19 protein-coding genes are annotated in these 25,499 nt (G+C 35.1%); 11 read left to right on the forward strand and 8 right to left on the reverse strand.

Annotated features, from left to right (window positions below):
• Window positions 1-558: 558 nt before the first annotated feature.
• The gene (locus A8143_RS12955; RefSeq protein WP_066759199.1) at window positions 559-2,589 is read left to right on the forward strand and encodes a M3 family metallopeptidase; all 2,031 of its coding nucleotides are present in this window, start codon (window positions 559-561) and stop codon (window positions 2,587-2,589) included.
• 334 nt (window positions 2,590-2,923) lie between these two features.
• Here A8143_RS12955 and lpdA read toward each other — a convergent pair whose 3' ends face one another.
• Window positions 2,924-4,318: a dihydrolipoyl dehydrogenase gene (gene lpdA, locus A8143_RS12960; protein ID WP_217494811.1), complete on the reverse strand. Its 1,395-nt coding sequence runs from the start codon at window positions 4,316-4,318 to the stop codon at window positions 2,924-2,926.
• A 155-nt stretch (window positions 4,319-4,473) separates the two neighbouring features.
• Here lpdA and A8143_RS17325 point away from each other — a divergent pair, with 155 nt between their 5' ends.
• Genes A8143_RS17325 through A8143_RS12975 form a run of 3 tightly spaced genes read left to right on the forward strand, consistent with a single transcriptional unit; the run spans window position 4,474 to window position 7,776 of the window.
• The gene (locus tag A8143_RS17325) at window positions 4,474-5,487 is read left to right on the forward strand and encodes a collagen-like triple helix repeat-containing protein (protein ID WP_139134353.1); all 1,014 of its coding nucleotides are present in this window, start codon (window positions 4,474-4,476) and stop codon (window positions 5,485-5,487) included.
• A gap of 2 nt (window positions 5,488-5,489) precedes the next feature.
• Window positions 5,490-7,241: a M61 family metallopeptidase gene (locus A8143_RS12970; RefSeq protein ID WP_066759211.1), complete on the forward strand. Its 1,752-nt coding sequence runs from the start codon at window positions 5,490-5,492 to the stop codon at window positions 7,239-7,241.
• 10 nt (window positions 7,242-7,251) lie between these two features.
• Complete coding sequence (locus A8143_RS12975) at window positions 7,252-7,776, forward strand: hypothetical protein (RefSeq protein ID WP_139134354.1); 525 nt, start codon at window positions 7,252-7,254, stop codon at window positions 7,774-7,776.
• Here A8143_RS12975 and A8143_RS12980 read toward each other — a convergent pair.
• Entirely contained in the window at window positions 7,769-8,146 is a 378-nt protein-coding gene (locus A8143_RS12980) for a RidA family protein (protein ID WP_066759367.1), read from the reverse strand. The genes A8143_RS12975 and A8143_RS12980 overlap by 8 nt on opposite strands.
• A gap of 333 nt (window positions 8,147-8,479) precedes the next feature.
• Here A8143_RS12980 and A8143_RS12985 point away from each other — a divergent pair, with 333 nt between their 5' ends.
• From A8143_RS12985 to A8143_RS12995, 3 genes are all read left to right on the forward strand, one after another.
• The gene (locus A8143_RS12985) at window positions 8,480-10,636 is read left to right on the forward strand and encodes a gliding motility-associated C-terminal domain-containing protein (protein WP_066759213.1); all 2,157 of its coding nucleotides are present in this window, start codon (window positions 8,480-8,482) and stop codon (window positions 10,634-10,636) included.
• A 10-nt stretch (window positions 10,637-10,646) separates the two neighbouring features.
• Complete coding sequence (locus A8143_RS12990; protein WP_066759215.1) at window positions 10,647-11,699, forward strand: PorP/SprF family type IX secretion system membrane protein; 1,053 nt, start codon at window positions 10,647-10,649, stop codon at window positions 11,697-11,699.
• A 72-nt stretch (window positions 11,700-11,771) separates the two neighbouring features.
• Window positions 11,772-12,341 (forward strand): anthranilate synthase component II, encoded by a 570-nt coding sequence (locus A8143_RS12995; RefSeq protein WP_066759217.1) that lies wholly within the window; start codon window positions 11,772-11,774, stop codon window positions 12,339-12,341.
• Window positions 12,342-12,606: 265 nt separating this feature from the next.
• Here A8143_RS12995 and A8143_RS13000 read toward each other — a convergent pair whose 3' ends face one another.
• From A8143_RS13000 to asnB, 5 genes are all read right to left on the reverse strand, one after another.
• Entirely contained in the window at window positions 12,607-13,560 is a 954-nt protein-coding gene (locus A8143_RS13000; protein ID WP_066759219.1) for a transglycosylase SLT domain-containing protein, read from the reverse strand.
• Window positions 13,561-13,661: 101 nt separating this feature from the next.
• Entirely contained in the window at window positions 13,662-14,411 is a 750-nt protein-coding gene (locus tag A8143_RS13005) for a glycosyltransferase family 2 protein (protein ID WP_066759221.1), read from the reverse strand.
• 4 nt (window positions 14,412-14,415) lie between these two features.
• A complete protein-coding gene (locus A8143_RS13010; RefSeq protein ID WP_066759369.1) occupies window positions 14,416-14,964 on the reverse strand; it encodes a WcaF family extracellular polysaccharide biosynthesis acetyltransferase in 549 nt (182 codons plus the stop codon).
• Entirely contained in the window at window positions 14,954-16,105 is a 1,152-nt protein-coding gene (locus A8143_RS13015; protein ID WP_083261380.1) for a glycosyltransferase, read from the reverse strand. Before A8143_RS13015 ends, A8143_RS13010 begins: the two co-directional genes overlap by 11 nt.
• A gap of 3 nt (window positions 16,106-16,108) precedes the next feature.
• Window positions 16,109-17,986 (reverse strand): asparagine synthase (glutamine-hydrolyzing), encoded by a 1,878-nt coding sequence (gene asnB, locus A8143_RS13020; RefSeq protein ID WP_066759225.1) that lies wholly within the window; start codon window positions 17,984-17,986, stop codon window positions 16,109-16,111.
• Between the two features lie 137 nt (window positions 17,987-18,123).
• Between asnB and A8143_RS13025 the strand changes: the two genes are divergently transcribed.
• The 4 genes from A8143_RS13025 (at window position 18,124) to A8143_RS13040 (ending at window position 24,268) form a co-directional block, all read left to right on the forward strand.
• Entirely contained in the window at window positions 18,124-19,551 is a 1,428-nt protein-coding gene (locus A8143_RS13025; protein ID WP_066759227.1) for an MFS transporter, read from the forward strand.
• Complete coding sequence (locus A8143_RS13030) at window positions 19,548-20,492, forward strand: ROK family protein (protein ID WP_066759229.1); 945 nt, start codon at window positions 19,548-19,550, stop codon at window positions 20,490-20,492. The genes A8143_RS13025 and A8143_RS13030 overlap by 4 nt, the downstream gene beginning before the upstream one ends.
• Window positions 20,493-20,494: 2 nt before the next feature.
• The gene (locus A8143_RS13035) at window positions 20,495-23,392 is read left to right on the forward strand and encodes a GH92 family glycosyl hydrolase (RefSeq protein ID WP_066759232.1); all 2,898 of its coding nucleotides are present in this window, start codon (window positions 20,495-20,497) and stop codon (window positions 23,390-23,392) included.
• Between the two features lie 66 nt (window positions 23,393-23,458).
• Window positions 23,459-24,268 carry an alpha/beta hydrolase gene (locus tag A8143_RS13040; RefSeq protein WP_066759233.1) on the forward strand — a complete coding sequence of 270 codons (810 nt, stop codon included), beginning with the start codon at window positions 23,459-23,461 and terminating at the stop codon, window positions 24,266-24,268.
• Here A8143_RS13040 and A8143_RS13045 read toward each other — a convergent pair whose 3' ends face one another.
• Window positions 24,269-25,495: an exonuclease/endonuclease/phosphatase family protein gene (locus tag A8143_RS13045; RefSeq protein ID WP_139134355.1), complete on the reverse strand. Its 1,227-nt coding sequence runs from the start codon at window positions 25,493-25,495 to the stop codon at window positions 24,269-24,271. It lies immediately after the preceding gene.
• Window positions 25,496-25,499: the final 4 nt, after the last annotated feature.

Consider the following 25,499-nt stretch of genomic DNA (forward strand, 5'->3'; position numbering starts at 1 on the left):
CATATCTATTATTATAGACTCTTGGTCATTATAATTTATATTATTATCGTTTTTTCTAATTGGATGAAAAGTATGAATAACCATCTCAATCGTTCTTTGAAACCTCGTTTTTTCATAAGTCTTAATAATTTATCAAAATATGTAATTGCGAAATTGAAAAAAGTCCCATTAACCTGTCTTATCGTAATATGAAGTATTTTCAAGAAAATTAGCGAAAAGAAAAAGTACCTGAACTTTAAAGTATTTGACTACCTTATTTGAAAATCGATCTTACTAATTTCGAATCCATCATGGAACATTTCAACAATGAAACTAAAGGGGAACGACCACAAATTTATAAATGTAATAGCTCTTGCAATGAATGCAAAGGAGAGGGTTTTCATAAGTTAGGATTTTACTGAACGTCAAATTTAAGAAAATTTTAAGTCGACTCAACTTTTGTTAAAAATAAAACAATAACAACATAATTTATTACAAAATGTCTCGTGATATCGTTAGCTTTCACCACCGAAAACTTGGTAAATGATATAAATTTGTAAATGAGAAAATATAAATTACATGAAAAATAAAATACTAAATCCATATAGTGGTACTGATGATTCTATTCCTTTCGGATCGTTTAAAATTGAAGAATTTAAACCCGCTATTCTAAATGCAATCGAATTAGCAAAATCTGAAATTCAACAAATTAAGACTGAAAATGAACCTGCAAACTTTAAAAACACAATTGAAGCCTACGAAAAAAGTGGTCTTTTACTAGGTAATATTTCTAGTATTTTTTTCAATTTAAATAGTGCCAATACAAGTGATGAAATGCAAGCACTTGCTCAGGAAATTTCGCCATTACTGACCAATTATTCAAACGAAATTCAACTGGATGAAGAGCTGTTTGCAAGAATAAAACAAGCATACAACTCGCTAGATAAAGAAGATTTGAAATCAGAGGATCTTTACCTTGCGGAACGAATATTCTCTGGATTTGTAAGAAACGGCGCCAATTTAAGTGATGAAAAAAAAGCACGATTAAAATCTATCAATACTAAACTCTCTCAACTTAGCTTAAAATTTAGTGAAAACGTTCTCAAAGACAGTAATTCTTTTGAATTATGGATAACAGATGAAAAAGATTTAAACGGTCTACCTGAAAGCGAAAAAGACGCGGCTAAAATGATGGCGAAATCTAAAGGTAAACATAATCAATGGTTGATTAACTTAGATTATCCTTCTTATCTACCATTCATGAAATATGCTGAAAACCGAGAGCTTAGAAAGAAATTATTCCTCGCTTTTGGCATGCGAGGAAATCAAAACAATGAGTTTAACAATACAGAAATTATAAAAGAAATCGTCTTATTGCGACAAGAAAAAGCTAGACTTTTGGGGTTTGAATCACATGCCGATTTTGTTTTAGACCAACGAATGGCGAAAAGCACAAAAAATGTCTATAATTTATGGAATGAACTGTTAGATGCAGCGCTGCCAAAAGCCAAAGAAGAAATTGCGGAAGTACAGAAATTGGCAAGTGAAATGAAAGGGCCTTCACCAATTGAAAAATGGGATTTTAGCTATTATGCCGAAAAATTAAAGAATAAAAAATTTGCATTGAATGATGAACTTTTAAAACCGTATTTCAAATTAGAAAATGTAATCGAAGGAGCATTTAAAACTGCAAAGAAATTATTCGGTATTTCATTTAAAGAACGAACTGATATAGACACATATCATAACGATGTCAAATCGTATGAAGTTTGGTCTGAAAACAATGAGTTTTTAGCCTTCTTCTATGCCGACTTTTTTCCACGTTCAAGCAAAAGGAATGGTGCTTGGATGACTTCTTATAGAGGTCAAAATAAATATGATGGAAATGATCAACGACCGATTATTTCTATCGTCTGTAACTTTACAAAACCGACTGAAAAAACTCCTTCACTTTTAACCTTTGGAGAGGTGACAACTTTGTTTCATGAATTTGGTCATGCCTTGCATGGAATCTTGGCAGATGGAAAATATGAAAGTCTTAGTGGAACTTCTGTTTTTTGGGACTTTGTTGAATTACCTTCTCAACTTATGGAAAATTGGTGCTACGAAGAAGAGTGTTTAGAATTATTCGCCTATCATTATGAGACAGGTGAACTAATTCCAAGTACTTTGATTGCGAAGATTAAAGAGAGCATGAATTTTTTAAGCGCATATCAAACTGTTAGACAAGTTTCTTTAGGTCAATTAGATATGGCTTGGCATACTACACCAAACAGCACGATAACTATTGAAGAATTTGAAAAAGAAGTAAACAAAAAAACAACATTATTCCCATATGTTGAGGGAATTGCAACTTCTACTGCGTTTTCGCATATTTTTAGCGGTGGTTATTCTGCAGGCTATTATAGTTATAAATGGGCAGAAGTGCTGGAAGCTGATGCCTTTGAATATTTCAAATCGCAAGGAATCTTTAATCCTGAAGTTGCAAAATCTTTTAAAGAAAATATCCTTTCAAAAGGTGGTTCCGCAGATCCGATGGAATTATATATTAAATTCAGAGGCAGTACGCCCAACTCTGGAGCTTTACTCAGAAAAAGTGGTTTAGTATAAAAAATGAAAAACCCGAATAAGACGTTTCTTATTCGGGTTTCAATTCTACTTACTAAATTTAATTTAATTCTATTTAAAGATAATTACCATTAAAAACCCTACTCTAACTTTAATAACTCAATAAATAAATTAAATCAAACCAGTCTATTCATCGCTGAATACTCAGCTTTACTTGAACATAAGTTTTGGATTCAATTGATCAATACAAATTTAGCATGCTCAAGCTGTTTAAAAATCAGTAAAAAAACGTATTATTTGATTTTTTTTGTAGGTCTTTTAAATGAAAAAAGCCCATTTCCGGAGAAATAGGCTTCAAAAGATATCTAAAACACTTTTACAAGTGAATTACTTCATCGTAGGCCGCTGCAGCAGCTTCCATTACCGCCTCACTCAAGGTTGGGTGTGGATGAACTGTTTTAATCAACTCATGACCAGTTGTTTCGAGTTTTCTTACTGCTACAATTTCCGCAATCATTTCAGTTACATTCATACCAATCATATGCCCGCCTAGCAATTCTCCATATTTTGCGTCAAAAATAAGCTTAACAAATCCGTCATTCGCCCCTGCCGCACTTGCTTTGCCAGAAGCTGAAAATGGAAATTTACCTACTTTCACTTCATAACCAGCATCTTTCGCCTGTTGCTCAGTCATACCAACTGAAGCAACTTCAGGTGAGCAATAAGTACAACCCGGTATATTGCCGTAATCTAATCCCTCAACGTTCATGCCGGCAATTTTCTCAACACAAATAATACCTTCTGCAGAAGCAACGTGTGCAAGAGCAGGTCCTGAAACGATGTCTCCGATTGCGTAATATCCAGGAATATTAGTTTGATAATATTCATTTACTAATACTTTACCTTTATCTGTCGCAACTCCAACTTCTTCTAATCCTATACCTTCTAGATTTGTTTCAATTCCAACTGCAGATAAAACAATATCACACTCTATAATTTCCTCCCCTTTCTTAGTATTCACTTTTACCTTACATCCTTTGCCACTCGTATCAACCGACTCTACTGAAGAGTTCGTCATAATTTTCATTCCTTGTTTCTTGAATGATCGTTCTAATTGTTTCGAAACTTCTTCGTCTTCTACAGGAACTATTGTTGGCAAATATTCAACGACAGTCACCTCCACTCCCATTGTATTATAGAAATAAGCAAATTCAACACCAATTGCACCACTTCCTACAACCACCATTTTCTTTGGTAACTTATCTAAAACTAAAGCTTCTCGGTAACCAATTATCTTCTTTCCATCTTGCGGTAAGTTTGGTAACTGTCTAGAACGTGCTCCTGTAGCAAAAACTACACCTTTAGAAGCGCTATACTCCTTCGACTCCCCATTATCATCAGTAACCACTACCTTCTTACCAGGTTTTGCCTTTCCAGTACCTTTTAAGACATCAATCTTATTCTTCTTCATCAAAAATTGAACACCTTTGCTCATTTTATCTGCAACTCCTCGACTTCTCTTCACAATATTGTCGAAATTCGGTGTCGATCCCTTAACCTCAATACCATAGTCCTCTGCATGACTAATGTATTCGAAAACATTGGCGCTTTTCAAAAGTGCTTTGGTTGGAATACATCCCCAATTCAAACAAATACCTCCAATTTCAGCTTTTTCAACTACAGCAGTTTTTAAACCAAGTTGTGATGCTCTTATTGCTGCTACATAACCTCCCGGTCCACTACCGATTACTATAATATCGTAAGTCATAATTTCTGTTTTTATCTTCGGCGAATTTAAGTAATATTCATTGAAATGTTTGCTAGAGGAATAGAATATTTTAATTTTGAATAACGAGACGAAAATAATAAACCGTTGACAAAACATAAATTCTGATTAATCATTAACCTAATCCAAAATAATTTCTCATGATTCGAATTACTTTTATAGGAACTTTTTGTCTATTATTGAGCAATTGCGCTGTTTTCAGAAGTAATCAAAACGTTCAATCAATCCGTATGGCCTATGAAAAAGGTTCTAATATTAACTACGGGCGAACAATAGCAATAGATTTTTACGCTGTTTATCCTGATGGAAAAGAGAAAAAAATCACAAATAAAGGAAACCTATCAGTTTCAACGATAGGTGGAGAATTCAACCAAGGAAATTTTCTCATTGAGCCAAAACCTCAATCCTTTGATTTAACAGAATTAAAAATTAATGCTCAATATCAAACGGAATACGACACTTTAAGTTTATCTGAAACAATTCCATTTAACTATAAAGGAAATTTGTGGGTTAATTTTAAAGGTGAAAATGGATTACCTGGGAAAAGTGGAGACAATAAGTCGACCCCCTTGCTTTTTCGAGACGGTAAAAATGGTGAAGATGGCTTAGAAGGTGAAGACGGGAAAGACGGACCAAATTTAACTGTAAAAATATGGCGTTTAGCTACTAGTTCAGAATATCGATTGGCGGTTACAAATGTTGATTCAAATCAAACTTATTATTATCGTTTTATCGACTCCGGCAGTGAGATTCATATAAATGCAGACGGCGGCGATGGCGGACGCGGTGGTAACGGTGGTGACGGTGGAAATGGAAAAGATGGAGAAATAAAAGATGATAAAACTAAACTTCCTGGTGATGCAGGAAACGGAGGAAACGGCGGGAACGCTGGAAATGGAGGAAATGGTGGAACTGTGTATATTTTCTTACATTCAAATGCGAGTAGCTTGAAAGATAGAATAATTGTTTCTAATATTGGAGGAAAAAGTGGTTTGGCTGGAAATAAAGGAGAAGCTGGAAAAGCTGGTTCGCCAGCTTCAGGCCAAGCACCAGCAGAGGAAGGTTTAGACGGGATTGATGGCTCAACTGGAGTTCGTGGTAAAAATGGACCTGACTACCAACTAATTATTGAACATTTTGATATTGAAGAATAAAGATGCACTACAAAATTAAATACATTAACCCTACCAGACAATATTTAACAATTCAAGCTGAATTTGAATGTAATGAGAGCAATGAACTTCTTGTCCAGTTTCCTGCATGGAGACCTGGTCGTTACGAACTTGGGAATTTTGCTAAAAACATTAAAAATTTTAAAGCTAAAAACGAACTCAATCAATTACTTACTGTAAAAAAAGTCAGTAAAGATCAATGGAAAATTGATTCAAAAGATTCAACTAAAATTGTTTTAAGTTATCAATACTACGCCAACGAAATAAATGCGGGTTCTTCTTATATTGATGAAAATCAACTCTATGTTAATCCCATCAACTGTTTAGCTTACATTCCGAGTAAACAAGATGAGACTTGTTCATTAAAAATAGAGGTTCCAAGTCATTACAAAATTGCTTGTGGTGCTGCAATTAATAACAACATTATAACTTGCAATTCATATCATGAACTAGTCGACTCTCCATTTATTGCTAGTCCCGACTTACAACATAAATCCTATGAAGTACTTGGTATCAATTTTCATTTGTGGTTTAATGGGATATCTGAAATCAACTGGGATCGACTTATTCAAGACTTTGAAAAATTTACACTCAAACAAATTGAAGTTTTCAGTAACCGAAGAGAGAAAATACTTGGTTTTCCTAACAAAGATTATCATTTCCTATTCCAAATTCTACCGTACAAAGCATATCATGGGGTTGAACATACGACAAGTACAGTAATTGCGCTTGGTCCTGAAAGTGAAATTTTTAACAAAAAATACGATGACTTACTTGGTGTGAGTTCGCACGAATTATATCATGTATGGAACATTAAAAGTATTCGACCAATTGAAATGTATCCATATGACTATTCGAAAGAAAATTATTCCTATTTGGGCTATGTAGCTGAAGGTGTTACAACTTATTTAGGGGATGTTTTTCTTGCATCATCGGGCGTAAAGGAATTTGGTTGGTATAAAAAAGAATTCGAAAAACTCTTACAAAAACACTTTGACAATTTCGGACGATTTAATTATTCTGTCGCTCAGTCCAGTTGGGATACATGGCTGGACGGCTACGTAAAAGGGGCACCAGAAAGAAAAGTTTCCATTTATAATGAAGGCGCTTTGCTTGCTTTTATTGTGGATATGAAAATAAGATCGGCAAGTAATAACAAAGCTTCTATCCACAATGTAATGTATGATTTATATCATGATTTTGCATTGAAAAATAAGGGATATACAGAATCCGACTATATAGGCTTATGTGAAAAATACGGAGGTTGTAGTTTTTCCGATTTATTCAAAAATCAAATTCATGGCACACAACCCTATGAATCTGTTTTAGTGGAGGCTTTAGAGACTATTGGATTCAATTTAGAAATGGAACTAAATCCTAATAATGCTGAGCGAATTTTAGGAATAAAAACCGTAGAACAGGACAATAGATGCATCATTATAGATATATACCCTGGGAGTAGCGCGGATTTAAGTGCATTAATCATTGGCGATGAAATTCTTACCGTAAATGAAAAATCAATAGGAAACAGCCTGAATGAAACACTTGAAGAGTTTAAAGACAATCCGCTTCATCTAAAAATAAATCGACATGGTGCCGAATTAGAAATCATGTGCCCAAATACAAATAGAGCGATGTATCCAATATACAAGATTGTAAAGAAAAAGGTTCCTTCTAATCTCAATAAACGAATTTTTAAATCTTGGATTGGTTATCCATTAGATGATCAACACTAAATTCGAAAACATGACTTTGGAAAAAACTATAAAAAGAACCGTTTTTCAACGGTTTAAGCAATTAGTTCTAGGAAAAGAAAAACCTAACCTACTCATTAGAGTATCCGTGATTTCTGGTTTTATTGTATGGCTCTACCTTATTTCTTGGCACATCATCACCTTTCTTTCATTGCTCTTACTTGGAAATTTAAAGCAATCAAAAGACATCCGTCCCGCGTATCAAGCGCTGGGGAAAAAATATGGCTATGTTGATGCGATCACACAGCTAAAAATATTTTCAATTGTAGAAATTATAATCTATTGCGTCATTCTTTTTGGACTCGTACTCATCTGGCGAAGAAAGAAAACGGGACTGTTTATGGTAACGATTGGTTATGCTCTTTCAATCATTATTGCTTATTTAATGATGGGACTCCGCTTTTTATCGAACGAAATCCCTCATTTTGATTATATTCTAATCGCTAGCAGTATAGTTTATTTTTCATTCGGTTTTTTCTTCTTCCACCGAAATCCAAACAAAGTAGCGACTACTTAACTACGACCATCGAAATTTCAACACGGACGTTTTTTGGAAGTTTTGCGACTTGAACTGTTTCTCTGGCTGGATAATTGTTTGAAAAATAGCTCGCATAAATCCGGTTTACCTCTTCAAAGTCATCCATATCTTTAAGAAAAATGGTGGTTTTTACAACCTGAGAAAAATCCAGTTCAGCCGCATTAAGTACTGCCTTTAAATTCTCCATAACTTGGGTAACTTCCGTCTTTAGGTTTTCATCATTTAATTCTCCAGTTTTTGGATCTATGGCGATTTGACCACTTGTATATAAGAAACCATTAACTAATACGGCTTGACTGTACGGACCAATTGCAGAAGGAGCATCGGTTGTTTGAATTGAATGTCTCATTTTAAAATTTTTGAATAAAAATAGGAATTCAATCATGGAACCGGATAATTAAATACCATAATTTTTCACTTATTATCTCAACGAAAGGATTATATCTTTGATTTGAAGAAAGTTTCACGTATCACTAGCAACCTCTGCCCATTTTTTTTCGTTTAAATCGTGAAACTAAATGAAATGTGAAATAATTTAACAAAAACCCTAAGTATTGTTATAAACCATTCTTTATTAAGGCTATTCCACTAGAAACAACTAATTCCATTGAAAAATTTTGTATTTTAGTTGGATTATGATATTCAACATTTTATTGAATTGAACTAACACGTTATGAACAAAATGAAATTAAACTTACATTATCTTGGTTTGTTTGGACTGTCCCTTTTTGTCCAAGCTAACCTTCAAGCACAGTGTGATTTTTCAGGTCTAGATGAATCTTATTGTGAATTAGATGATCCTGTTACTTTGGTCGGCGATCCAGAAGGAGGCACTTTTTCTGGTCCTGGCATTGTGGATGGAAACACATTCGACCCAGAAGTTGCTGGACCGGGAACACATACAATAACTTACGAGATGGCCGGAGGCGGTGAAGGTGATAAATTCTATATGAAAGCAATGGGAGGTGAACCATGGGGCGGTAGTCCTAATCCTGATGCCATGGATGATGCTTTTGGTGCCGGCGGTTGGACAATGGAAAGTTTTGAAACTGCTGATCCCGCAGTGGTATTTGCTCCAACTACGGGCTTTGTCTTTATGGATGGTAGTTCGATGCAGGCCTCGGAGCTTCAAACATTCTTAATAGCTAATTTACCAGCAATTGAAGATTGGGTTAATAATGGGGGTCGACTACTTTTAAACTCAGCTCCAAATGAGGGGGGAGATATCGACTTTGGGTTTGATGGCACAACTTTGCTTTATACAACCTCCCCTATGACGGCAACACATGTCAATGATGTTACCGTAATTGATGCCGCTCACCCTGCAATGCTTGGACCACTCACTCCCACTTCTGTTACAATGTCTGGAACGTATTACGGACATGGTATTATAGATGGAACAGGGTACACTAATCTATTAGAAAAATCTGGTGACCCAACGAAAATAGTCCTTGCAGAAAAATGTTGGGGAAGCGGTCGAGTAATGGTTGGTGGAATGACTACAGCAAATTTTCACTCACCAGACCCCCATGCTGAAAATTGGCGTTCAAATATCATGGTTTATTTATATGAAAATGCATGTGGAGGAGGATGTACCGTTACAAAAGAAGTAACTGTGTATGCTGCTCCAGATGTTAGCCTTTCTGCGGACCGTGAAGAACTTTGTGAAGACGAAGCTGTAACTTTTGTTGCAACAGGAGCTGATGAATACGAATTTAATATAGCGGGTATCACAAACGGAGACCCTTTTATTCCACCTACAATTGGCGAAACAACTTATGTAGTAATTGGTACTGATACGGAAAGTGGCTGTGTAAATACTGATACAATAGATGTATTAGTTCACCCCTTGCCAACAGTTACAGCAACCGCTGATGATTATGAAGTTTGTTTTGGAGATGAAGTAACACTAAATGGTGGCGGAGCTGAAACTTATGTGTGGGATATGGGGGTAACAAATGGCCTTCCATTTACACCTGGTCCGATTGGCTTTTTAACTTTTAATGTGGTAGGTACAAGTGAATTTGGATGTAGCTCTGAAGCAGATGTAACAATTGAAGTTATTGATTGCGAACCTGTATATGCTGGTTTCGAATTTGACGACAATATATGTCTTGGAGACTGTATTGTATTGACAGATACGAGTATTGGTACAACTTTAACAACATGGGAATGGGATTTTGGAGGAGCGACTGACCCTTCTACCTCATTCGAACAAAATCCTAAAATTTGTCCAACTTCTGTTGGAGAATTTGAAATTAGTTTAACAATTACTAGCCTATATGGTCAAGTGAAAACAGCTACTCACACACTAACCGTGAATGAACTTCCAGTTGTTACCGCTGAAATGGACACTATAATTGATTTGGGAGGAGAAGCTAACCTTATTGCTACAACCACTTCTCCAGAAGGAGAATACTTTTGGACTCCAAATAGATATGTTGAATGTGATGATTGTCCAATCACATACGCAAGTCCACTAGATAGTACAATGTATAACGTTTTATATATCGATGAAAATGGTTGTAAAGCAGAGGACCAAGTAATGGTTTTAGTGAATTTTATTCACGCTGTAGGAGTACCAACCGCGTTCTCTCCAAACGGAGACGGAGTTAATGATGTATTATTTGTTAAAGGATTGGGAATTGAGTCTTTAAGTTTTATAATTTACAATCGATATGGTGAGATGGTGTTTGAAACAACTAATCAGAATATAGGTTGGGATGGAACGCAAATGAACAGGGACGTAAATCCAGGTGTTTACACATGGGTACTTCATTATGACCTAATTACTGGAGACAAAGGCAAACAACAAGGAAATACAACACTCATTCGATAATACACTTAATATGAAAAGATTTTTAACAAAAACCGCTGTCTTGATTTTGGCTTTGGGGGCTATAACTGAAGCCTCAGCTCAGCAAGACAAACATTTCAGTATGTTTAGCGAGTCACCGGTCTTCTTAAATCCCGCAGCTGCCGGGTTCTCGGATGAGCAAATGCAATTATTTACAAATTTCAGAAGTCAATGGTTGACTGTTTCTGAACAACCGTATAGGACTATTTCGGCAAGTGCAGATTGGAGGATGCTTGATCAAAATGCAGATAAGGGAACCAATTTCCTTGGTGCTGGTATTACTTTTTACAATGATAAATCCGGTGTAAGTAATTATACGACAAATGTAATTTCCTTTCCCATTAATTATGCTTTTCAAGTTGGTCAAAAAGACCACTTTTCTATAGGACTACAGCCTGCATTTTATCAACGTTCTGTTAATGGTAGCAGTTTGACTTGGGATAACCAATGGACGGGTGTAGAATTTGACCAAGGCATCAACAATAATGAGCTTTTATTGAATCAAAACTTAAGTGTTTCAAGATTCGATATGAGTGCGGGTGTTTATTGGGAAAAGTACATTGGAAAATTTTCAAAGATAAATCTCGGTCTTGCTGGACACCATCTTACAAAACAACGCGTTAATATTTTAAATGATGACAGCAAACTTTATCGCAAAGTAACGCTTCACGGAGAAGGAACCTTTCAAACAGCCAATACCAATGTTCAATTCAAACCTGCATTGATTGGGTTCTTACAAGGGCCAAATAAAGAACTTACTGCTGGTACGGCTTTTAGGTTTGCCCTAAAATCGGAATCTCAACATACGGCATATTTCGGTAATATGCACCTAACACTAGGATCCTATTTCCGAATAAATGATGCCCTAATTGCAATGGCAATTCTTGAGATGAATACGCTCTCTATTGGAGCATCATACGATTTAAATGTTTCTCGCTTAAATGTTGCCTCTAAAGGTGTTGGAGCTATGGAGTTCTTTTTACGTTATAAATTTAACTATGAAGGAAGAACACTAGCTAATCCATCGGTTAAGAAAACAAAATAATTTTTTTTAAAAATTCAATTATTAAAGGGATATCAAAAATGGTATCCCTTTATTATTTTTACATCAAAAAAAGTGAGAATACTATTATTGGATAATTACGATTCGTTTACCTACAATTTGTATCACTACTTTACTGCTTTTGACGTTGATGTCGATGTTATTTTTAATGATAAAATCAATTTAGAAACTGTAAAAACGTATGATAAAATTGTATTCTCCCCTGGCCCTGGCCTACCAAATGAAGCCGGATTAATGATGGAAATAATTTCCACTTTCAAAGATAAAATTCCTATGCTTGGGGTATGTTTAGGGTTTCAGGCTATTGTTGAGAGTTTTGGTGGAAAACTTTACAATCAAAACCAAGTTAAACACGGAATATCAGAAGAAGTTAGTTTTGATACCAGTTCAAAATTATTTAATGAAACGGGCGACCGTTTTCAAGTAGGTCTTTATCATTCTTGGGCGGCTATTAATGAGGAGTTTCCGAAAGAATTAAAAATTACAGGGAACTCGATAAATAATGTTATCATGGCATTTGAACACGAATCATTACCTATCGCGGGTGTTCAATTCCACCCTGAATCGATCTTATCCGCTCACGGAAAAAAAATTGTTGAAAACTTTATTTTCTCATTCCATTAAATTCACCTAACTTTACAATACAAGTCCACCACGAAGTGCGATGAGACTTGAGTTGGCTTCGGCTTACGCCCATATAGTATGTTTTTGGTTCTTAACGTTTTTTATTTTAGTATGAACTCAATTTCATGATGTCGGGCCCCACAAAACAATGTTTTGCATTCGAATGAATGGTAACAGGGGATTTCAGAACCAAATTGGTAGTACTAACCATGTTGTGAGAAGAATTCTAAAATTTAGGCTGTATGGGTTTTTTTATTCTCCGAAATTAGTATTCACAGATTTCTTGGCATTTTTTTAGAATCAGGTCATCCAAAATAATTAAAGCTGCAAGCGCTAATTGACTATAATTTTGCGAAGCATTTTTAAACCCTCCATATTCTGATCGCCAAATTGTTGTGATTAATTCCATACCTCCACGAGTAGGTTTAACAACATTCGACAATAACCTATCCACATTCCCAGCACCAGCATGGTAACAATGCATTACCAAAAGTCTAAACCATAGACTAAACTCATCGTCCGGAGTAACATGGATATCAAATTTTTTCAAAATTCTTTTTGCTTCCGGTATACAAGCTGTTCTAATTAAGTGCGCAGAAGCTTTGGCCGATTTGTCGAAATCTTTTCTTTCATCAACATACTTATCAACGCGCAAACCATGATTTCTTGCTACCGATTTCATCAATTGAAAAGGTCCCAGTGCACCAACACTAGAGTAAGCAATTTTCCCTGGACTTTCAATCATCAGTATTGATTGTGCATACCATGGGTCTGTATTATTATCTTTAAACACCTCTACTCCTCTAGAAATACTATTAAAAACTTTCTCAAACTCGAAAAAATCGCTTTTTCCAGTCGTCATAAAAATCCGAGTGTCCGGTGCCAAACCATGTCTAATTCTTAGTGTATCGCGATAAGCTTCTTTTTCTTCATCAGACAAGTTATTCCAATCAGCCAATGGTCTTAACTCTAGGACCTGACGTGTCTCAGCCACATTCAAAATACTGGTTTCTGGAGACATGCGCATTACGAATTTCCAAAAGCTAGGTTGGGCTAAGGTATCCCAACGCTCCATAAATAAATCTGGCGTTTTTACAAAATTCATCAATAATGTATCTTGCTCGTGAAGTGTTACCTCTATAAGGTGTTTATTAAAACGATGCTGCGAAAATGCACTTGTTGAAACCAAAAAAAGTAGGACAATAATTGATCGTATCATGCGAGTGAATAGTGTTAAACCAAAAATAAAAATTTATTAAATCAATCTTAAGAAATCTTAAAGAATATTTTTCTATCGAATAACTTTTACTTTTAAAAAAGTTACCGTTTAATAAACTGTGTTAGTTTAGACATTGGTTTTCTGATGAATGTAAATCGACCGGGCTGTAATCCGTTCATTTTCCATGCAATCTTATCTTCTTTATTTGCATTAAGTCTATTTTTAAACGATGCATTACTTTCTCCTCCTACTCTCATCTTTACTATAATACGTTGTAAGTAATTTAATTTAATTCTATGTTTATGAATTACGCGTAACATGAATTCGTAATCCGCTGCAGACCTCAGGTTTAAAGCATAGTGGCCAAAATCAGAATATACCTTAGATCGTACAAAAAATGTAGGGTGAGGTGGCATCCACCCTTTTTTGAAAGCACCGTGATGATAAAAACCTGACTCCCATTTTCTCCTAATTTTACTGGTATCCTCTCCCTCTACATAGACCAAATCTGCATAAACCCCATCAATACTGCTATCATTGAAAGAGTTTACAATATCTGTAATGACATTTGAATCAATATAAAAGTCATCTGAATTTAGTATTCCGATAATATCTCCGGTAGCAGCCTTTACTCCCTTATTCATTGCATCATAAATACCGTTATCTTTTTCAGAAATTATAGTCGAAATACGATCCTCATATTTCTTTACTATCGACAATGTTCTATCCGTAGATGCTCCATCAATAATGATGTACTCGATATTATCATATTTCTGTTCTAAAACAGATTGAATTGAATCTTCTATTGTTTTTTCAGCGTTGTACGCCACGGTTATAATCGAAACTTTCATTCACTTATTTGTTTATTGTTCTTTCTCGAACAAATCGTGATGGGTTACCTTGGTAAATACTATATGAATTAAGGTTTTTACTCGTGACTGATCCAGCTGAAAGCACCGCATGCGTCTCACATACAACTCCCCCAGTTACAAGCGCTTTAGCGCCAATCCAAACACCATCTTCTAAAACAATATCTCCAACCATCAAATCAAATTTTTCCTTTTTATAATTGTGATTTCCACATAATAAAAGCGCTCCTTGCGAAATACAAACATTACTCCCGATTTGAACTTTACCGAGGTTGTCAATCCAAACATCTTCTCCAATCCAACTATAGTTACCAATCGATAAAAACCACGGGTATTTTATATTAACACCTGGTTTTATGACAACACCTGTACCAATTTTCGCACCAAATAATCTCAATATGAATTTTCTTAATCCAGAAGAGGGGTTATACTTATTGATAATAAATAGTTTATTAAGGAAAAACCAAATCCCCCTTTTTAAAGTTCCGCCCGGCTGATAGTCAGGATTAGAAAACTTGGCTAAATCAACACGCATTTTCAAATAATTTTCTGTTCGCTTCAATAATTGCCACATCCGAAATTTCATTCTTAAAAAAATTGAATGACTCTCGCACCATAGTCAAATACTCATCTTCCATAGTATCAACGGCATCTTGAACCGCTGACGCTAGATTATCAGGATTTGAAATATCAACATCCCATCCCAAATTTCTAACTCTTAAATCACGCCAAGGTGTATTCTGACTAATTATTGTAGGGCAACCATTCGCCCATGCTTCGACAATAGCATGTCCATAATTTTCATGCTTTGTAGGCAAAATAAAATAATCAGCGTATAAAAAAGTACTTGACAATAAAGCAGGATTTAAAACGCCTTTATATTCAATACTTACATTATCGTATTCTTTTATATATACTTTTAATTTTTCAAAATAGTTTTTATCTTCAATATTTCCATAAATATGAAACTCGACTTTGCCATGATGCTTTGCTCGAACTTTCCTCAATGCATGCACCGCAAGATGAAGATTTTTTATTTTAGCAATTCTACTAACATAAATAAAACGTACATTTCCGGTTTTACGTTTAGAAATAATTTCATTCATTTCTAACTGTTGAGAGGTTGGAATATTTTGCGCAACGACAATTTTACATTTCGGCCCATATACTTTTACAATATCTTCTTTTTCAACCTCTGTACTCGCGTGCCACGTCACACGATTAAACACACCAAATAACTTTGTAAACTTTAAAAATGTATTCTTCTTCGCTCTTTTAATTTTTAAAGAATTTTCTCCCAACATTCCTCGCGGAGCAACTATTACGGGGATTCTTCGCACTAAAGTTAAAGGCACAAGCGTATATAATTTCGAAAATAAACTATTTAGGTATAAAACATCTGGGTTAATCTCAATAATATTTCCACGTATCGCTGAAATTTTCATGTTCGCACGACTCATGTACTTGATCATTACCCCTCCTCTATCAAACCATTGGTTGGTTTCAATATCTGGATATGGCTCTGTTTCTCCTAGGTCATAGGCACTGGTGAGAATGTAAAATTCAAATTCTTTTTGCAATGCATTGACAATATTAGCAACTGAACGAATTGGACCACCAGCTTTAAAACCTGGCTCATACCAATCCATACATATTAATATTCTTTTTTTTGCCATGCTTTACCCAATAATTTCATTCTCTTTTATCCAGTCACCAAGAGCCACCAAAGGCCAAATGCGGGACCAAGTCACCCTTTTATCCCCTTTCAAAAACTGATGCCAATATTGGTCTAAACCTTCTGGTCGAAAATAATTAATCTTTTTTAATTGGTTTAATCTATCTTCGCAGAAGGGCTTTAATTCGGCACGCATCCAATGTTCATAAGGTAAGACAAATCCCATTTTTTTACGGTTATAAATTGATTCAGGAATTAAATCTTTGAACGAATCTACCAATAACTTTTTAGCGGTAATAGGTCTTTTAATATCATCACGAACTCCTAAAACATACTCTACCAAATTATGATCTAAAAACGGAACTCTAAGCTCTAATCCAACAGCCATGCTCATTTGATCGGCATCACGTAGTAAAATATTTTGCATATATGTGGACATTTCTGCAACTGAAATCCTACTTAGTGGAGGCAAATCCCACCCTTCTTTTCGGTAACCAACTAATTCGTGGACGTTTCTCAAAACAGCACTTTCAGGTAATGAATTAACTTTTACAAGTTTTAAAACTTGATCATCCATTGCAACTTGACGGTAAAATTGATAAACATATTCCAAGTCAAAAGTAGGTTGTTTCAAAATCTCTTTGATCTTGGCCGAACCAATAGTTCCTTTTATTGCATGATTCATCACCCCGAGAGGTTTCCTAAAATAGGAAGGAAAACTGTATAACCATTTTTTCGATTGCAAATTCGGTATTTGATTAAAAACACTGTACCCGGCGAAAAGCTCATCTCCACCTAAACCGGAGAGGGCCATTTTTATTCCTGCCTCACGTGTTTTTTTAGAAACAACATATGTATTTAAACCATCTCCGCTAGGGTGATCAACATTTTTAAAAGCTTCTGGAATTAAATCTTTAAACTCGTCAACACCTAGTTCAATTTCGTGATGATTAGTTTTATATAAATTTGCGATTTGCTTGGCATATTTAGCCTCACTATATGATTCCTCCTTAAATGAAACTGAGAAAGTGTCAATTTTTTGAGACCTCGTTTTCGCCATCAATGCTACAATTATCGAACTATCAATTCCTCCAGACAAAAAAGCTCCAAAAGGTACATCTGACATTAAACGGAGATCAACAGATTCTGAAAGTAACTCTTGAACATTACTTTGCACTTCACTGATTGAATTACTTCCCCTTCGAAAATCTCTTGTTGCAGACCAGTAGGTATTAAATTTAGGTGGATTCTCTTCATTAACAAGCAATGATTGGCCTGGCATAATACTAAACACACCTTCTATTATAGTGTATGGGGCGTGTACAGTTTGATATCTTAAATAATCGATTAAACTATTTTGTGCAATTTTCTTTTCAATTAAACCGGTAGATAAAATCGATTTTAATGAAGAAGAAAAAATAATTGATTCGTTCGTTAAAACATAGTATAATGGCTTTATCCCTAGTCGATCGCGCCCTATAAACAATTCCTTTTTTTCCTTATCCCAAATGGCAAAAGCAAACATGCCATTGAACATTTTTAAGCATGCTGCACCATATTTAAGATAAGCTGCTAAAACTACTTCAGTATCTCCATTCGTTTTAAATTCGTAATCAGTAATTGCTGCTTTAATTGTCCGATAGTTATAAATTTCTCCATTGAACACCAAAATATACCTCCCATCGTTTGAATGGAAAGGTTGATCTGATTTTTGGTCGAGGTCTATTATAGACAATCTTCGGTGGCCCAGCTGCACATATTCATCACTATATTCTCCAGCCGCATCAGGTCCTCTTTGCGCCAAAGTATCGTTCATTGAACGAATTAATTTTGGATCATAGCTATTGCCAGAGAATTTATATATACCATTAATACCACACATACTCAAAATTGTAACTTACTGAGAAAAATCAAGCTGGTCAGCAAAGTTTAAGACGCTAAAATTAAACAGTTTTATTGAATACATGTCCAGTGTCATTAAATAATTTTCTTACTTTAGCCCGCACCAATCTGAATTTTGTGATAAAAAATAGACCAACTAAATCATTAGCGTTTATAATTATTACTGTACTGTTTTTTTTATGGGGCAGTATCACTTCTATAAATGATGTTTTAGTTCAGATTTATAAGAATTCGCATAATTTGTCAGAGTTTCAATCCATGTTACTATTTCTCTCTTTCTTTGGGGCTTATGGTATCGGTTCAACGGTTTATTTTTTTTACTCACAAAAAAAAGGAGATCCAATAAATAAACTTGGGTATAAAAAAGGAATTCAGTTAGGTTTAATAATTTCAGGTATCGGCTGTGCCTCGCTTTACCCTTTAATGGAATTTAATAATTTTTATATCTATTTAGCTGCATTTTTCACAATTGGACTTGGGATAACTTTACTTCAAATATCCTGCAATCCGTATATAGCAATATTAGGGCCCGAACATAGCGCAAGTACACGACTCAATTTATCGCAAGGGTTCAATTCTTTGGGCACTACAATTGGCCCTTTATTTGCTGGATATTTTATTTTAAACTATATGTCAAGTGATCTTGCGATTCAGCAACTATATTTGATGTGTGGAATGATATTCATTCTTTTTTCCGTTCTGTTGATTTTTGTCAAACTTCCCCACTATAAAAACGATGAACAAGTATTATTAAGTGGTTCGGTGTTCCAATTCTCCAATTTAAAATATGGCATGCTAGCGATTTTCTTTTATGTTGGTGCAGAAGTGATGATTGGTGCTAAAATCATGCCCTACCTCAGTCTGCCTGAAATTGGCGGACTCTCTGCCAATGACGCAGCATCCTATTTAGGAATTTATTGGGGCGGAGCGATGATTGGGAGGTTAGGAATTGCTGTAATTTCTAACCCAAACTACACTTTGCCAAAAAAAATAGTAGGAGGCGGTATTACAATTAGTATCACCTTTTTAATTGTTGTGTTTTTCATAACAATCAAATCACAATTTTTGGATGCAGGTATTCCTTTTCAATTTGAATTATTGGCCTCAAAATATACGTTTGTATTAATGGAAATAAAAACAATAACGCTATTCATTTTTGGACAGTATATATTAATGCTAATTTTTGGTAAATCATCAAATAATCTATTGAGTATTTTTTCAGCCATTATATTAGTCCTCTTATTAGTAGCTTATTTTTTTGAAGGCAAAATTGCTTTTTGGTGTATTCTTTCAATTGGATTATTTAATTCAATTTTGTGGTCAAATATTTTCACTTTATCGATAAAAGGTTTAAACGAGTTTACCAGTCAAGGTTCCTCTCTTTTAGTGATAATGATAATAGGTGGAGCAATTCTCCCTCTGGGAATGGGATTGGTGTCTGATCATTTTGGAAGCGTAAAATATGGTTTCCTCTTTCCAATAATTTCTTATCTTTACATCCTCTATTTCGGCCTATTCGGAAGTAGAACAAAGCAAAATATATGAGTACTTACTTAGGAGTAGATATTGGTGGAACCAATGTGTGTTATGGAATTTCAAATGCTGATGGTGAAATCCTTTATGAAAATTCTTTTAAAACTGATTCTTTTAAAACTGCCGACGAACTTGTGAGTAAAATTCACTCAGATTTAAAGCGAAAACAGCCACTCGCTGGAATTGGAATTGGGGCTCCCAGTGTCAATGAAAGAACGCAGTGCATTGAGTTCGCTCCAAATTTAAATTGGGGCGATATTGTTCCAATTCAAAAGATTTTTCAAGAGAAATTTGACATTGAAACAGTGGCTGTTAACGACGCTAATGCAGCGGCTATTGGTGAAAAAACCTATGGTGACGCTCCTGAAATGAAGAATTTTGGCGTGATTACTTTAGGTACGGGTATTGGACTTGGACTATATATCAATAATGAAGTTGTTATTGGTGCCAATGGTTTAGCAGGTGAACTTGGACATTCCATTATTCGCCCGGACGGACGAGAATGTAAATGTGGGAACCTCGGATGTTTAGAAACTTATATTGCAAAAGAAGGGATTGTTCGCACAGCCAAAGAAAAACTAGAGTTTTCGAGTGGAGGTTCATTGTTAAATAATATTTCGCCCAGTGAGCTATCACCTACGGAAATCTTTAAAGCTGCAAGAAAAGAAGACCCAGTAGCCTTGGAGGTAGTTGATTTAGTCACAAAGGATTTAGCTTTCGCAATTTCTAACCTCGTCAACATTTTAGATCTGGAATGCGTATTTTTAACAGGTGGTATTGCAAAAAATGGAAATTTATTAAAACGCAAGACAGAAAAGCATTTAAAAACGCTCATCTTACCAAATTTAAGAGACAAATCCTTTATCAAAATAAGTTCTATTAACGATAAGAATAGTGGGGTTTTGGGAGCGATTGCATCAATTCATTCGAAAGTTGGAATTCTACTCTCTTAGTTATGAGAAAGCCACATTTAATTGGCCTTTTGGCTACTCTTTTTCCAATAGTACTTTTTTCACAAAATTACGCTAAAAAGGTCGACCCATTCATTGGGACAGGAGGACATGGACACACATACCCTGGGGTATCTGCGCCATTTGGTATGATTCAATTATCGCCAGACTCTAGATTAGAAGGGTGGGACGGATGCGGCGGATACCATTATTCAGATTCTGTGATTTATGGATTTAGTCATACGCATTTAAGTGGAACGGGGGTTTCAGATTATGGAGACTTATTAATCATGCCATTCATCGGTAATAATATTTGGAAAAATGGTTACCCGACTGATCAAGGATATGGATCAAAATTTCAACATAAAAACGAAAATGCGCATGCTGGATTTTATAGTGTATTATTAGAAAAGCATAATATAAAGGTGGACTTAACAACCACGGAAAGATGTGGCTTCCATCGTTACACTTACCCCAAATGGGAAAAGAAAAAAGTAATAATTGACCTTGAGCATAGAGACATGCTACTTGGTTCTGATTTAATTTTATTAAATGACTCTACACTGATTGGTAGTAGAATATCCAAAGCATGGGCGACTGAACAACATTTTTATTTCACAATACAGTTTTCTGAAAAAGCGTTAAAAACAAGTATAAAAAAAGACGAAAAGGGAAATCCGTTAAAAATGATACTTGAATTTGGTCATGCCCAACCTGAACTTCAGGTGAAAGTTGGTATATCAGCAGTTGATATTACCGGTGCAAAGAATAATCTAAAAAAAGAGATGCCGCATTGGGATTTTTCGAGTTATCAAAAAGATTGCGAAAAAAGTTGGAATCAGGAGTTAGGTAAAATTGATCTTTCAACGGTTGACCCAAATATTGAAACAACCTTCTACACTGCTCTCTATCATAGTTTTTTAAATCCAAACCTTTTTAGTGATGTCGATGGACGATACAGAGGATTAGATAAAAACATCCACAAATCAAATACGAGCAAAAAATATACCGTCTTTTCACTGTGGGATACGTTTAGAGCAACTCACCCACTCTTCACAATTACTCAGCGAGAGAGAACAATACATTTCATTAATACTTTTTTGTCACAATACAATCAAGGTGGGATTATTCCAATTTGGGAATTGTCAGCAAATTATACAGGATGTATGATAGGGTATCACGCGATCCCGGTAATTGTAGATGCTTATATCAAAGGAATTAGAGATTTTGATACTGAATTAGCACTCGAGGCTATGATGCACAGTGCAAATCAAAATCACCTTGGCTTGCATGCATATAAATCAAAAGGTTATATTTCATCAGAAGATGAATCGGAATCCGTTTCAAAGACTTTAGAATATGCTTATGATGATTGGTGTATTGCTGTTTTTGCTGATTCATTAGGTAAAGACTCAATTGCGAATCACTTCTATCGTCGATCACAACATTATAAGAATATTATTCATCCCAAATCTAAATTCGCGCAACCCCGCTACAATGGCGGATGGAAACCCGGGTTTCTACCTGAAGAAGTAACATTCGATTATACGGAAGCGAATTCTTGGCAATATTCTTTATTCGCACCTCATGATGTGGAGGGATTGACTAAAATTCTTGGCGGAAAGGATAGTCTAGAAGCTTGGCTAGATCGATTATTTACTGCTGATTCTAAAACTTTAGGTAGACACCAGGTAGACATTACCGGACTTATTGGACAATATGCCCATGGAAACGAGCCAAGTCATCATATGGCCTATTTATATAATTTCACAAATACACCCCATAAAACTCAACATTATGTAAATAAAATATTAACCAATTTATATTCAGATCAACCAGATGGTTTGAGTGGAAATGAAGATTGCGGACAAATGTCTTCATGGTACGTCTTAAGTTCTCTCGGTTTATACTCTTTTGCTCCAGGTTCAGACACCTATCTTTTAGGTGCTCCAATAATTGATGAGGCCATCCTTAAATTGGAAAATGAAAAAGTTTTTAAAATACAACGCAAAAATTATAAAAAAGGACAACAATATGTATCTGCTATATTTTTAAATGGAGAGCCGCTGAGCAGAAACTACATTCATCACCATGAAATCCTAAATGGCGGAAATTTAACATTTGAAATGAGTAATCAACCAAGCCTAAATTTAACCGCTGCACCGAAATCTCTTGTTTCAAAAAGTTTATTGATTCCTTCGCCGTATATTGGAGACCCTAACCCTTCATTTGACCAAAAACGAACTGTCTCTATTCATTCCAGTTACAATGGGAAAGGCATTATTCGATACACTACAGATGGAACCATTCCGAATCATAAATCGAAAAAATATAAAAAGCCTATTAAAATCAAAGAAGACACAAAAATCAGCGCAATAGAATTCGTTGACTCTTCAAAAAGTTTTCCAATTACAGCCAATTTTAAAAGAGTAGATTCAGATTGGATGATTGCCATTGATGCCAACTACTCCAATCAATATTCAGCTGGCGGAGAACGAGCGCTAATTGATCAAATTACTGGTGGTACGGATTTTAGAACGGGCCCATGGCAAGGCTATTACGATCAAGATTTAGTCGTTACCTTAAATTTTAATGAAATAATTAAATTTTCTACTTTTGAAATGCGTTTTCTGCAAGACATAAAGTCTTGGATTTGGTTGCCGAAAGAGCTAGAATTACAAATTTCTGAAGACGGACAAAACTGGTTCACAATTGAAACTCTCACCCACAAACTACCTATTGACCAATACGGTGCAATTATACATCCTTTAGTTTTGAAGAAAGAAATCAAAACCCAACATTTAAGAATTATCGCTAGAAATAGAGGAGAGTGTCCAACGTGGCATTTAGGAAATGGCAACCCTTCTTGGATATTTGCAGACGAAATTTTCATTCGAGAATAAGTTCGTCTTAACAAATATTAGCTAATATTTATTCAATTGAATTTTCTTAAGGACTACTTTTATAATATGAAATTATCCAAACTAATTCTATTTACTGCGTTTATTTTGTCACTATTTGGCTCAAGTTGCAGTTTTAACAAGTCTTTTTTTCATCCTAATCCAGAATTTGTAGCAACACCACCCGATGCAAGTAGTGGATATTATCAATTAGGGCTAAAGGATTCAATACACTATCTTTTCTACGAGCGCGAAAACCCTATTGCATCAATTTTTTTACTGCATGGAAATGCAGGAACCTTAAATGGGTGGAGTGAAGTTGCTGACCTATATTATCAAGCAGGTTATCAGGTTTTTATTATCGACTATCCATCCTTTGGAAACTCAACAGGTGAGGCAACATACAAAAATATAATACGTGCAGGAAAACTCGGGGCACTAGCCTTTAACAATCATCAAAAAGTAAAAGGTACAAAACGAATAATTATGGGGCTATCATTAGGAGGTAATTTAGCAACAATGGTCGCTGTTGAGCATCCGGATTGTTTTGACGCTTTGGTAATAGAGGGTGCCTTTGACACACAAAAAGGAGCCGCGAGAGCACGTTTAAACCGTCCGTTTAAATTCATCGGAAACCTTTTAGTTAAAAATCATATTAAAGCACATGAATACTTAAAAAATTGGACGAAACCTTTATTAATAATACACAGTACTGAAGATGAAGCTTGTCCTTTTGAAATGGCCGAGCGAATGTATAATAGTGCTACATCTACCAACAACAAAGAATTATGGACAATTAAAGGGCCGCACCTCAAAGGGTTAAGTTATGATTTTGATTTGTACCTTATAAAAATTAAAAACCTGTTTAACAAAAAGTAACTACTTAGGTTTAACGAATTTAAAACTTTTACTATCGCTCCATTTTACAATGTACGTTCCTGGATTAATTCCTTTTAAATCGTGTGAATTATTTGAAGGTGAAATCTGGATGGTATCGATTAAAGTACCATCAACCCGATACAAAACCATTTCTGTATCTTTTTCGTCAAAATCAAATCGTAACATTTGATTTTCAGCGTCATAATAAATCGTATTTGAAACCTCCCCTTTATTACTTGGCGTACTTAAATGACCTGTGTTTACTAATATATCCAATCGAACAGGCAAATGATCAGACATCCAATAAAGACTTTCAATTACGTCCTCAGGTTCTTCAGTATTTATAGGACTATCGATAAGCGACTTATTAAATCTAACTCCATCCTGACCCATTGCGTGATAAGATTCAGGAATATAATATAAATTATTTGCTCCAGACATAATGTCCTCCCCTACTAGAATTATATCGAAGCGATCGTCCATTCCGCCATAAGCTCCTCCATCAATATCTGTCGTCCTCGTACTTTGAGTATGAAGCCATGAAAAATCACTGTTATTATGCCAATTTCCAGGAGCAGCTATCGGATCAAATAACGGAACATGTCCTCCATTCAAAGCGGTATTCCACCCTGGTTCTATTGCACTACCATAAAAATTAAAATCACCAGCTAAAATTATATTTTCAGCATTTGCTCGAGTATCTAAATATGATTTAAATGCTATCAATTCTGCATTTCGTTCGGCTTCAAATCCACTTGATGCCTTTAAATGGCAAGCGTATGCATATAGAAATATTGTATCATCACGATAAGCTAAATCCTCTGTTTTGTAAAAAAGCACATATTCATTGATATCTCTCAAATCTGTTTCAATTACATTTTGTTCTTTTAACCCAAGTTTATCTGTATTGTAGTATAGTTCATTTTGCGTATCTGGTCCTGGAACATAATCTGCCATATCATAAAAATCAATTTCATCTTCGTTCAAGGCGTTGTACAAAATATTATCTGCCCCTGCTCCATTTGTCAATTCACACACAATTAAAACATCCGGTAATTCGTGTTGAACAATCGTTTTAAGTTTAGAAATACGCTCAGGGTTTACCCCAGGAAATTTCAACAAATTATAAGACATTACTTTTAATGTGTCTAAATCTTGGCAATGAGCGATTGGATGGACGAAAAAGAATAAAAGAAACAATGAAATCCGATAATAAAGATGTTGCATAATA

It is taken from the genome of Crocinitomix algicola (assembly GCF_001661595.2).
Lineage (GTDB): Bacteria > Bacteroidota > Bacteroidia > Flavobacteriales_D > Crocinitomicaceae > Crocinitomix > Crocinitomix algicola.